Raw genomic sequence first — 12,550 nt, forward strand, 5'->3', positions numbered from 1 at the left:
ACGCGCTATCCTCTCAACTCCCCGCGCAAACTCTGTGCATTCAAGTACAAAGCAAGATTTGCAGCACCTCTCTTCTTCTTTACTTCCGCTCGGCAGACTACTCAGTCAACTCTTCACTGTCAAGCAGTTTGGTATTACTTGACAAGTTGACAAACTCAAATAGTCTGTTCATTGCTCTCACTTGCAATACTGATATCTTGATTTATATCAGGCAATTCGTTCTGCTTCTTACGAGTATTGTGGAATGACAAGCCTGTGCCTGCAGGAACCAATCTGCCCACAATTACGTTTTCCTTTAGCCCTCTCAACTCGTCTTTTTTACCCATGATAGCTGCTTCTGTAAGGACTCTCGTTGTTTCCTGGAATGAAGCTGCAGAGATAAATGAGTCAGTAGAAAGCGATGCTTTAGTAATCCCAAGTAGCATAAATTCATAGGTTGCCGGCATTTTCTTCTCTGCAATCAAACGCTCATTCTCTATAAGAAGATCCGCTCGTTCAACCTGTTCACCTGGTATGAAATAAGAATCACCTGCGCTAACCACCTGAACTCTTCTTAACATCTGACGCACAATTACCTCAATATGTTTATCATTAATTTTTACACCTTGCAGGCGATAAACATCCTGCACCTCGTCGGTAATATAACGCGCCAGTGCTTCCACACCTTGCAATCGTAAAATATCGCGAGGGTCGGCTGGGCCATCAACGATAACCTCACCTTTATTAACAACCTGTCCATCATGTGCCATAACATGCTTATCCTTCGGAATAAGATATTCATGGGCTATTTCTTCCAGGTCTGTTATTACAAGACGTTGTTTACCTTTGGTATCTTTACCAAACGATACGTTACCTGTAACTTCCGCTAACATACCTGCATCTTTTGGAGCACGCGCCTCAAATAATTCTGCCACACGCGGCAGACCACCTGTAATATCTCTTGTTTTTGATGTTTCTTGCGGAATACGCGCCAAAACCTCACCAACACTGACTTGTTGACCGTCACGCACGGTAATAATACATCCGATCTGAAATGTAATACTAACTGGCTGAGCGCTACCTGCAATCTTAATTTCCTGACCATCATCATCCAGAAACTTCACTAACGGACGCAATCCCTTGGATTGTATTACTCCACGTCTCTTAGGGTCGATGACAACGAGTGTTGACAAACCTGTCACTTCATCAATTTGTTTTGCAACTGTCACGCCTTCTTCGACATTTTCGAAGCGTACCTTACCACTATATTCCGTGATAATGGGACGCGTATGCGGATCCCAAGTAGTTAAGATTTGCCCTGCTTTTACATTTTCACCATCTCGAACCAATACAGTAGCCCCATAAGGCGCCTTATGACGCTCACGTTCTCGACCATTCTCATCCATAATGACAACTTCACCACTACGAGAAATCGCGATTAACTCATTTTGCGCATTGGTAACATAACGCATCGTAGATGAGTATTGCACTACACCGCTTGACTTGCTTTCCACTTGGCTTGCCACGGCAGTCCTCGATGCTGCGCCGCCAATATGGAAGGTACGCATGGTTAACTGCGTTCCTGGTTCACCAATTGACTGCGCTGCAATTACTCCGACAGCTTCACCTACGTTTACAAGTGAACCACGACCCAAGTCTCTCCCATAGCATTTTGCACATAAACCAAATCGTGTCTCACATGTAAGCGGAGTACGCACCTTTACTTCATCAATGCCATATGACTCTATAAAATCAACAGCAGCTTCATCTAACAAAGTACCTGAGGAGTAGAGTAATTCCTGGTTTTCTGGATTTATGATGTCATTTACTACGACCCGCCCCAGTATGCGTTCACGGAGTGGTTCAATAATCTCCCCACCTTCAATCAACGCTTTCATATTTACGCCTTCCCCGGTATTGCAATCATCCTCAGTCACAACGAGATCTTGTGTAACATCCACCAGGCGGCGCGTCAAATATCCAGAATTAGCGGTTTTAAGTGCGGTATCCGCAAGCCCTTTACGTGCACCATGCGTAGAAATAAAATATTGTAAAACATTCAATCCTTCACGGAAATTTGCGGTAATGGGTGTTTCAATGATAGAGCCATCAGGTTTTGCCATCAAACCACGCATGCCAGATAATTGTCTGATCTGGGCTGCCGAACCACGTGCGCCAGAATCTGCCATCATATAAATTGAGTTAAAAGATTCTTGCAATATTTCTTTTCCCGACTCATTCAGTTGTACTTCACCTGTACTCTGATCACGTACCTGTTCAACACCAAGTTGTTCCATCATTGCTTTAGCAACTTGGTCACCTGCCCTCCCCCAAATATCAACAACCTTGTTGTAACGCTCACCTTGTGTCACCAAACCGGATGTATATTGACCTTCAATTTCTTTCACTTCCTTCTCAGCAGCTGCGATCAATTCGCCTTTCTGTTTAGGAATCAGCATGTCATCTGCACATATCGAAATACCCGCCTTAGTCGCATAGCTAAAACCAGCATACATCAGCTTATCAGCAAAAATGACAGTTTCCCTCAATCCGCTACGGCGGAAACTCGCATTGATAAGTTTGGAAATCTCCTTCTTCTTGAGTGTCTTGTTAAGTAATGAGAAAGGTAGTCCAGGCGGGAAGTTTTCAAATAGTAATGTTCGCCCTACAGTCGTTTCATAACGCGTAATTTTTTCGTGCTGTTCGCCATCAGCATCTGTTTCAATTTCTTTAATACGTACAGTAATTCTGGCATTTAATTCAACTTGACGACTTTCATATGCGCGTGAAACTTCACTTACATTTGCAAAAAACATACCTTCACCACGCGCACCCATTTTTTCCCGTGTGGTGTAATACAATCCCAACACTATGTCCTGAGAGGGCACAATAATGGGCTCACCATTTGCGGGCGACAAGACATTATTAGTCGACATCATTAGCGTACGGCACTCCATTTGCGCTTCAAGCGACAAAGGCACATGAACGGCCATTTGATCGCCATCAAAGTCAGCATTAAATGCAGCACAAACCAAAGGATGCAATTGAATTGCTTTACCTTCAATGAGCACCGGCTCAAAAGCTTGAATCCCTAGTCGATGAAGTGTTGGAGCGCGATTTAGCATCACCGGATGTTCGCGTATGACTTCTTCTAGAATATCCCAAACAACCGGACTCTCATTTTCTACCTCTCGTTTTGCAGCCTTAATCGTACTGGCAATACCCATTACTTCTAATTTATTAAAAATAAACGGCTTAAACAACTCCAATGCCATTTTTTTTGGCAATCCGCATTGATGCAGCTTAAGCTGTGGACCAACTACAATTACGGAACGACCCGAATAATCAACGCGCTTACCTAGCAAATTTTGACGAAAACGCCCACCTTTACCTTTTATCATGTCGGCAAGTGACTTCAAAGCCCGCTTATTTGCCCCGGTCATCGCTTTACCTCGCCTGCCGTTATCCAACAAGGAGTCTACCGATTCCTGCAACATACGTTTCTCATTTCTGACAATAATTTCAGGCGCTTTTAACTCAAGCAAACGTTTTAATCGATTATTACGGTTTATAACACGGCGGTAGAGATCGTTTAGATCAGACGTTGCGAATCGTCCACCATCCAACGGCACCAAAGGTCTCAAATCAGGTGGCAGAACAGGTAACACAGACAAAACCATCCATTGTGGTTTAATGCCTGATTTATTAAATGCTTCCAAAACTTTCAGTCGCTTTGAAATTTTTTTAATTTTGGTTTCAGAACCTGTGCTTTCCATTTCGCGACGTAGAATCTCAATTTCCTCATTGATATCAAGATTGCCTAATAAATCCCGAACCGCTTCTGCACCCATACTGGCACTGAAATCATCACCGTATTCTTCAGTTTTTGCCAGGTAGTCATCTTCTGTTAAAAGCTGGCAACGCGTTAAAGGCGTCATTCCAGGATCAGTGACGACATAAGCTTCAAAATACAGGATACGTTCAATATCACGCAATGTCATATCCAGCACCATACCTAACCGAGATGGCAAGGATTTTAAAAACCAAATATGCGCAACAGGAGAAGCAAGCTCAATGTGACCCATACGCTCACGACGCACTTTGGATAGTGTTACTTCAACACCGCATTTTTCACAAATCACACCACGATGTTTTAATCGTTTATATTTACCACATAAACATTCGTAATCCTTCACGGGACCAAAAATCTTGGCACAGAATAAACCGTCTCGTTCTGGCTTAAATGTTCGATAATTGATCGTCTCAGGCTTTTTTACTTCACCATATGACCACGAGCGAATTTTTTCTGGTGATGCAAGACCTATCCGAATGGCATCAAATTCTTCTTTATGGGTAACCTGTTTAAATAAGTCTAACAGTGCTTTCATTTGTCACTCCTGTATATCAGGGGGCAATAAATATCATTGAAAATAATGAATTTCTAATATTTTTAAAAATTCAATCTTTTTGAATTTATGTGTTTTACGATGGTTTGAAAATTAATTTTGTTCCAGATCAATATCCATACCTAGCGAGCGTATTTCTTTTACTAACACATTAAACGATTCTGGCATACCTGCATCAATCTTATGATCACCCTTTACAATACTTTCATAAACTTTGGTTCGACCTGCCACATCATCTGACTTAACAGTCAACATTTCTTGTAACGTATAAGCTGCACCATACGCTTCCAACGCCCAAACCTCCATTTCACCGAAACGCTGCCCACCAAACTGGGCTTTTCCGCCCAATGGTTGTTGAGTAACTAGACTATAAGGGCCTGTTGAACGGGCGTGCATTTTGTCATCCACTAAGTGATGTAGCTTCAACACATGCATATAACCGACTGTCACGGGACGATCAAAAGCTTCTCCTGTACGGCCATCATAAAGGGTTATTTGACCTGACCCGGGTAAATCAGCCAGTTCCAGCATGTCTTTAATTTCATTTTCGGTTGCTCCATCAAAAACAGGCGTCGCAAATGGAACACCTTGCGTTAGGTTTCGAGCCAATGAAATAACTTCATCATCACTTAAGGAATCAATAGCTTCCTTTTTCCCGCTGCTGTTATAGATTCTATTAAGAAATGCTTTTAACTCAGATGCACTTTGCTGTTCACTTAACATTTTATCAATTTTTTTACCAAGACCTTTTGCTGCCCAACCCAAGTGAACTTCAAGAATCTGGCCTACATTCATACGTGATGGCACACCCAAAGGGTTTAACACAACATCTACCGGTGTACCATCAGCCATATAGGGCATATCTTCAAGTGGAACTATTTTGGAAATTACACCTTTATTGCCATGCCGACCTGCCATCTTATCCCCAGGTTGCAACCGTCTTTTGACAGCGATGTAAATCTTTACCATTTTCTGCACACCAGGCGGCAATTCGTCACCTTGTGTTAATTTTTGCTTTTTCTCTTCAAATGCTTCATCGAATGCTTTTCGTTTCAGTGCCATACTTTCACGCATCTGTTCGAGCTGAATACTGGCATCCTCATCTGCCAAACGAATATCAAACCAGTAATGCGGATCTATACCTTTCAAGTATTCTGTCGTAATAGTTGAGCCTTTGGAAATTTTTTGAGGGCCACCTGTAGCAACTTTTCCCGTCAGTACTCGCTCTATGCGTTCAAAAGCATCTTCCTCCACGATACGCATCTGGTCAGCCAAATCTTTTTTATAGCGATCAAGTTCATCATCGATAATCTGCTGCGCGCGCTTATCACGTTCAATGCCTTCCCGGGTAAACACCTGAACATCAATTACTGTACCTGAAATACCAGAGGGTACTCGCAAGGAAGTGTCCTTAACGTCAGAAGCTTTTTCACCAAAAATTGCACGCAACAATTTTTCTTCGGGCGTTAATTGCGTCTCTCCTTTTGGCGTTACTTTTCCAACGAGCACGTCACCCGCCTCAACTTCTGCACCAATATACACAACACCTGATTCATCCAGTCGGCCTAACTGCTGTTCAGATAAATTTGGAATATCTGCTGTAATTTCTTCAGTGCCTAATTTTGTATCTCTACTAACAACTGAAAGCTCTTCGATATGAATAGAGGTGAAGCGATCTTCAGAAACAATTCGCTCTGAAATCAGGATTGAATCTTCAAAGTTATAACCATTCCAAGGCATGAAAGCCACGAGCATGTTTTGCCCAAGCGCCAATTCTCCCATGTCGGTAGATGCGCCATCAGCAATGACATCACCTTTCTCAATTTGATCACCGATATTGACCAATGGGCGTTGATTAATATTTGTATTCTGATTTGAGCGTGTATATTTAATTAAATTATAAATATCGACACCGACTTCTCCAACACTCGTTTCAGCATCATGCACGCGAACAACAATACGACTTGCATCTACATAGTCTACAATACCCCCCCGATCTGCACGCACGGTCGTTCCCGAGTGGACCGCCACGACGCGCTCTATACCCGTACCAACAAGGGACTTTTCTGCGCGCAAACAAGGAACTGCCTGGCGTTGCATATTCGACCCCATTAGGGCCCGATTCGCATCATCATGTTCCAGGAAAGGAATTAATGACGCAGCCACTGAAACAATTTGAGCTGGCGCCACATCCACATATTCAATACGCTCAGGAGAAGAAAGTGCAAATTCATTTTTGTTCCGACACGATACAATATCACTGACAAACTTTCCTTTACTATCAAGTTCAGCATTGGCTTGCGCAATCATGTAATTACCCTCCTCAATTGCGGAAAGATAACTTATTTCATCACTGACATGACTTTCATGAACCTTTCTATAAGGGGTTTCTATAAAACCATATTCATTTGTTCGCGCATATAATGCAAGCGAATTGATTAAGCCGATATTTGGCCCTTCAGGTGTTTCAATAGGACAAACACGGCCATAATGTGTCGGATGCACATCACGTACTTCGAAACCAGCACGTTCCCTCGTCAAACCACCCGGGCCCAAAGCTGAAATACGACGTTTATGTGTAATTTCTGACAAAGGATTTGTTTGATCCATAAACTGTGACAGTTGGCTTGAGCCAAAGAATTCACGTGCTGCAGCAGATACCGGCTTTGCATTGATTAAATCATGCGGCATTAAATTTTCTGATTCTGCCTGACTTAACCGTTCTTTGACAGCTCGCTCAACACGAACCAAACCGGATCTAAACTGATTCTCGGCCAATTCACCGACAGAGCGAACACGACGATTGCCTAAATGATCAATATCATCAATCTCTCCACGGCCATTGCGCAGTTCGACCAGAATTTTAATAACCGCAATAATGTCTTCATTGGAAAGTGTTTGTGACCCAGTTAACTCTTCCCGTCCAACACGGCGATTAAACTTCATTCTTCCCACAACTGATAAATCATAACGATCCGGAGAATAAAATAATCCACCAAACAAAGCTTTTACTGCTTCTTCGGTAGGCGGCTCCCCTGGACGCATCATGCGATAGATCGCCACCTGTGCAGTAGTTTCGTCTATGGTTTCATCAATTTTTAGAGTTTGTGAAATATAAGGGCCATAATTCAAATCATTTACATACAACGTATTAATTTTACTGATTTTCGCTTCTCTAAATTTAGTCAGCATTACATCAGTAATCTCATCATTGACTGACGCTATGATCTCTCCACTTTCCGTGTCAATTACATTATGCGCAAGCATTCTACCCAACAAAAAGTCTTCGGGTACTTCAAGTTGATCAACATTGGCCTCCTGCAATTCTTTGATATGCCTAGCTGTTATCCTCTTGTTCTTTTGAACAATAATGGTATCGTCTCTTGTCTTAATATCAAAACTGGCCACTTCTCCACGCAATCGTTCCGGTACAAGTTCGAATAAAATTGTATTGCTGTTTAGCGAAAAACTGTCAAAAATAAAAAATTCTTCGAGAATCCGTTCAACCGTATAACCAATTGCTTTCAGTAATGTAGTAACCGGCATTTTGCGACGACGATCAATTCTGAAGTATAAGCAATCTTTTGGATCAAACTCAAAATCAAGCCAGGAACCACGATAAGGTATAATGCGTGCCGAAAACAATAATTTTCCAGAAGAATGTGTTTTGCCACGGTCATGCTCAAAAAAAACGCCCGGAGAACGATGTAACTGTGACACAATAACACGTTCTGTTCCGTTAATTACAAATGACCCCGTATTAGTCATCAACGGGATTTCACCCATATAAACTTCTTGTTCTTTTACCTCCTTAACAGTCGGCTTGGATATCTCTTTATCCATGAGCGTCAGCCTTACTTTTGCACGTAATGATGACGCATAGGTTAATCCACGCTGCTGGCATTCTTTAACATCAAATACTGGCGATCCTAATTCATAACTTATAAAATCCAAGCGTGCATTTTTCGTATGACTTTCAATAGGAAAAATTGATTTAAATGCAGCTTGCAATCCCTGATCTTTGCGTTTATTGGGTGGTGTATTTTCTTGCAAAAAGGAAGCATAGGATTCGAGCTGAGTTGCGAGAAGAAATGGAATAGATAAAACGCTATCCCTTTTTGCAAAACTTTTACGGATACGTTTTTTCTCAGTAAACGAATAGCCCATTAATTTTCTCCGGGAGAAAAGAAAGAAGAATTATGGAAAAATATTCGACTGGCAAATTCTTCTAAAGATTAGACATACCAGTCAAAAAAAATATCAAAGGCTGGTAACAAAATCTTGTTTACCAGCCCCAACATTTTTAACTGTTAAATTACTTAATTTCGCAGCTAGCACCTGCTTCGGTCAACTGCTTCTGAATCGATTCTGCGTCTTCTTTTGAAACCCCTTCTTTGATTGGTTTTGGTGCACCATCAACCAAATCTTTTGCTTCTTTTAACCCAAGACCAGTAACCGCTCTCACAACCTTGATCACATTTACCTTACTTGAACCTGCAGAAGTCAATACAACGGTAAATTCAGTTTGTTCGGCAGCAGCTGCGCCACCACCATCGCCACTTGGTGCAGCAACTGCTACTGCAGCAGCTGCAGCTGATACACCGAATTTTTCTTCCATTTCCTTAATCAGCACTGACAATTCGAGCACTGTCATATTAGCAATAGAATCTAAAATTTCATCTTTTGATACTGCCATTATTTTCTCCTGGTTATATTCTGATATATTTAATTATGAGTATTTTAAATAGGAAGGATTAGCAACGTTATTTGCTATCACGTACAGCAGCTAAACCGCGCACAAATTTTGTCGGCACCTCATTCAGTGTCTGCACAAACTTGGCGATTGGGGCTTGCATTGTTCCTAACAATTTAGATAGCAATTCTTCTCGGCTTGGTAGAGCAGCAAGCGCAGTAACATCTTCACGAGACATTACATTTTCACCCATTGCACCCAATTTAATCACGAATTTTTCATTATTTTTTGAAAATTCTTGTAAAACTTTAGCCGCTGCCACAGGATCCGAGCTGATACCATAAGCAAGTGGGCCAACCATATGCTCAGAAAGCGCGGCATAAGGTGTGTCTGCTACCGCCCGTCGCACCAACGAGTTTTTTATAACGCGAAAATAGATACCCGCTTCGCGTGCTTTCGCCCGAAGGTGTGTCATCTGCCCAACTTCCAATCCTCGATACTCCGCCATTATAATTGCCTGCGCATTTGCAACTTGCGCATTTACTTCAGCCACAATGGCTTTTTTTTCTTCAAGATTAAGACTCAAGGTTCATTCTCCATCAGTAATCGCAGTAATTAGACATATAAAGTTAATATCCCAACACTGCACACTGGCGACCTTTAACCAGGAAAAAACTTCCTGCTATTGGGGACACCATCTACGCTGGGTTCAACAAGCTTCATTTGCAGCTATTATTACAGCTCCCCACAAGCTCACTATAATTTAAGAACCATTATTTCAAATACTGACAACTTCATACTTGACTAACAGTCACCCCAACGGTCTTTGACAATCTACCGAGTTAATTTTTAACTAGCTCGGAAGCCCAAAGTTCATTATTGCTGCAATAAGTTTGTTTGATCAACACGCACCCCGATCCCCATTGTACTTGATACCGATACACGCTTGAGATAGACGCCCTTCGAGGCAGCTGGCTTGGCTTTATTTAACGCATCAATCAATGCCGCCAAGTTTTTCTTTAAGGCACCAACTTCAAATGAGGCCCGACCAATCGTACAATGGATAATTCCTGTTTTATCTGCCCGGAATTGCACCTGACCAGCTTTCGCATTCTTAACTGCAGTAGCTATATCCGTTGTCACAGTCCCAACTTTAGGATTAGGCATCAAACTACGCGGTCCCAAAATTTGACCAAGTTGCCCAACAACACGCATAGCATCAGGACTTGCAATTGCAACATCGAAATTTATATTTCCAGACTTAACCTCCGCAGCCAAATCCTCAAACCCCACAACATCAGCCCCAGCTTCTTCCGCTTCCTTTGCTTTATCACCCTGCGCGAATACTGCCACCCTAACGGCTTTACCTGTTCCTGCGGGCAAAACTACTGAGCCACGGACTGCCTGATCCGACTTTTTTGCATCAATTCCTAAATTAACAGCAACATCAATTGACTCATCAAATTTTGCTGTAGCTGTTTCTTTCACCAGATTCAACGCCTCCTCGACGAGATAAATCCTGTTTCTGTCGCTTTTAACTGCAATTGCTTTATAACGAGTAGATGTACGCGCCATTTCTATATTCCCTCAACCTCAATACCCATGCTTCTCGCACTACCTGCAACTGTACGTACAGCTGCCTCCATATCCGCCGCTGTCAAATCGGGCATTTTTGTTTTGGCTATTTCTTCAGCTTGACTTCTGCTTAATTTACCAACTTTATCCACATGTGGCTTAGCGCTTCCTTTACCCACACCCGCTGCTTTCTTTATAAGCACCGAAGCTGGTGTTGTCTTCATTACAAAAGTAAAACTTTTATCCGCATACGCTGTTATCACTACCGGCACAGGCAACCCCGGCTCTATTTTCTGTGTTGCTGCATTAAAAGCTTTGCAAAACTCCATGATGTTCAATTGACGCTGCCCAAGGGCAGGGCCTATAGGCGGGCTTGGGTTTGCTTTACCTGCAGGAACTTGTAATTTGATATAACCTACTATTTTTTTTGCCACTGATATTTCTCCTATTGGGTATTTGCGAGTTTAGCTACTCTCCCCTTTTATTGACACATATATGCCATCAATATAATCTCTAACAACAGACACAAGCGTTTTATATTGCTACTACCCTGCTATCAAGATTTTTCTACTTGATTAAAATCCAACTCAACCGGAGTTGGTCTTCCAAAAATAGACACAGACACCCTCAGTTTATTTTTCTCATAATTAACATCTTCCACGCTTCCATGGAAATCTGTAAATGGACCATCCTTAACACGCACCGCCTCACCCATTTCAAACAGTATTTTTGGTTTTGGTTTCTCAATACCCTCTTGAATTTGATGCAGTATTGTGTCCACTTCTTTCTGACTGATAGGCGTGGGCTTCATTACCGAACCACCAACAAAACCTGTTACCTTATCGGTATTTTTGACTAGATGCCATGTTTCATCTGACATCTCCATTTCCACAAGGACATATCCAGGAAAAAATTTTCGCTCACTAATATTTTTCTGGCCACCTTTCATTTCAACCACTTCTTCCACAGGTACGAGTATTCGACCGAATTTTTCTTGCATGCCCTCTCTATTTACGCGTTCTATTAATGCACGCTGTACACTTTTTTCAAACCCGGAATACGCATGCACCACATACCATTTTTTACTCATTTTTTTCTCTGAAGAACGCCATCAAACATCTTGATCCATCATAAGCTTAACTATAGACATCAAAGCTGCATCAATAAGCCACAAAAACAACGCCATCGCCACCACAAATGCAAAAACGACCCCTGACATTTGCAGCGTTTCCTTGCGACTGGGCCAGACTACTTTTTTAGTTTCTTCAGAGGACTCTTTACAGAACGCATAAAAATTTTGTCCCTGGGTTGTATATCGAGCCACAAATGCAGCCAACAAAAGTCCCACGAGCACTGACAACACACGTATGACCATCGCACTCTCACTCAAATAGGTAAAACCAACAACACCTGTCAAAATGAGTATGAATACTAGCCCAAGCTTTAATTTGTTCACTTTTATGAGTCCTTCTCGCTCTTTTTCTTATTTCTTATATTATTTAATTTACTGAGACGACATCTTGGTTATACTTGGCAGGCCAGGAGGGCATCGAACCCCCAACCTTCGGTTTTGGAGACCGACGCTCTGCCAATTGAGCTACTGGCCTTTTTAACACGAAATCTTACTACTATAGACTATTATGGTTAATTTTTAAACTAATTTCTCAGCTCCTGTCAACAACCTAATACTTTTGCACTATAATTTTTATTCAACCACCTTAGCAACCACACCGGCCCCGACTGTTCTACCCCCCTCACGGATGGCAAAACGCAGACCCTCTTCCATCGCAATTGGTGCAATTAGATTCACCGTCACCGATACATTGTCACCTGGCATGACCATCTCTGTTCCCGCCGGCAACTCAATCGCACCGGTTACATCCGTCGTTCTAAAATA

General features: G+C 42.1%; 9 protein-coding genes and 1 tRNA gene. All 10 read right to left on the reverse strand.

The window, feature by feature from the left end; all coding sequences use genetic code 11:
• Nucleotides 1-155: 155 nt before the first annotated feature.
• Entirely contained in the window at nt 156-4,367 is a 4,212-nt protein-coding gene (rpoC, locus tag C8R11_RS15345; RefSeq protein ID WP_107796465.1) for a DNA-directed RNA polymerase subunit beta', read from the reverse strand.
• A gap of 111 nt (nt 4,368-4,478) precedes the next feature.
• On the reverse strand, nt 4,479-8,552 hold the full coding sequence (rpoB, locus tag C8R11_RS15350; RefSeq protein ID WP_107796466.1) for a DNA-directed RNA polymerase subunit beta: 4,074 nt from the start codon (nt 8,550-8,552) through the stop codon (nt 4,479-4,481).
• Nucleotides 8,553-8,700: 148 nt separating this feature from the next.
• On the reverse strand, nt 8,701-9,081 hold the full coding sequence (gene rplL, locus C8R11_RS15355) for a 50S ribosomal protein L7/L12 (protein ID WP_090703375.1): 381 nt from the start codon (nt 9,079-9,081) through the stop codon (nt 8,701-8,703).
• Nucleotides 9,082-9,148: 67 nt separating this feature from the next.
• Complete coding sequence (gene rplJ, locus C8R11_RS15360; RefSeq protein WP_090703378.1) at nt 9,149-9,664, reverse strand: 50S ribosomal protein L10; 516 nt, start codon at nt 9,662-9,664, stop codon at nt 9,149-9,151.
• Nucleotides 9,665-9,954: 290 nt separating this feature from the next.
• Complete coding sequence (gene rplA / locus C8R11_RS15365; protein WP_090703381.1) at nt 9,955-10,653, reverse strand: 50S ribosomal protein L1; 699 nt, start codon at nt 10,651-10,653, stop codon at nt 9,955-9,957.
• A gap of 2 nt (nt 10,654-10,655) precedes the next feature.
• Nucleotides 10,656-11,087, reverse strand: coding sequence for a 50S ribosomal protein L11 (rplK, locus tag C8R11_RS15370; RefSeq protein WP_090703383.1), 432 nt, complete (start codon nt 11,085-11,087; stop codon nt 10,656-10,658).
• 122 nt (nt 11,088-11,209) lie between these two features.
• Complete coding sequence (nusG, locus tag C8R11_RS15375; RefSeq protein WP_090703386.1) at nt 11,210-11,743, reverse strand: transcription termination/antitermination protein NusG; 534 nt, start codon at nt 11,741-11,743, stop codon at nt 11,210-11,212.
• A 21-nt stretch (nt 11,744-11,764) separates the two neighbouring features.
• Nucleotides 11,765-12,109, reverse strand: a complete 345-nt coding sequence (gene secE, locus C8R11_RS15380) for a preprotein translocase subunit SecE (RefSeq protein ID WP_090703388.1) — start codon at nt 12,107-12,109, stop codon at nt 11,765-11,767.
• A gap of 75 nt (nt 12,110-12,184) precedes the next feature.
• Nucleotides 12,185-12,260, reverse strand: a tRNA-Trp gene (locus C8R11_RS15385).
• A gap of 98 nt (nt 12,261-12,358) precedes the next feature.
• Nucleotides 12,359-12,550 (reverse strand): EF-Tu C-terminal domain-related protein (locus C8R11_RS15390; RefSeq protein WP_483406942.1); only part of this gene is annotated, 192 nt, incomplete at its 5' end.

Origin of the sequence: Nitrosomonas aestuarii (assembly GCF_003046585.1) — a bacterium.
Lineage (GTDB): Bacteria > Pseudomonadota > Gammaproteobacteria > Burkholderiales > Nitrosomonadaceae > Nitrosomonas > Nitrosomonas aestuarii.

Excerpts from the sequence above, each read along its gene's own strand:
- nusG (WP_090703386.1), bottom strand. The coding sequence starts at position 11,743 with ATGAGTAAAAAATGGTATGTGGTGCATGCGTATTCCGGGTTTGAAAAA.
- rplL (WP_090703375.1), bottom strand. The coding sequence starts at position 9,081 with ATGGCAGTATCAAAAGATGAAATTTTAGATTCTATTGCTAATATGACA.
- rplA (WP_090703381.1), bottom strand. The coding sequence starts at position 10,653 with ATGGCGCGTACATCTACTCGTTATAAAGCAATTGCAGTTAAAAGCGAC.
- rpoC (WP_107796465.1), bottom strand. The coding sequence starts at position 4,367 with ATGAAAGCACTGTTAGACTTATTTAAACAGGTTACCCATAAAGAAGAA.
- rpoB (WP_107796466.1), bottom strand. The coding sequence starts at position 8,552 with ATGGGCTATTCGTTTACTGAGAAAAAACGTATCCGTAAAAGTTTTGCA.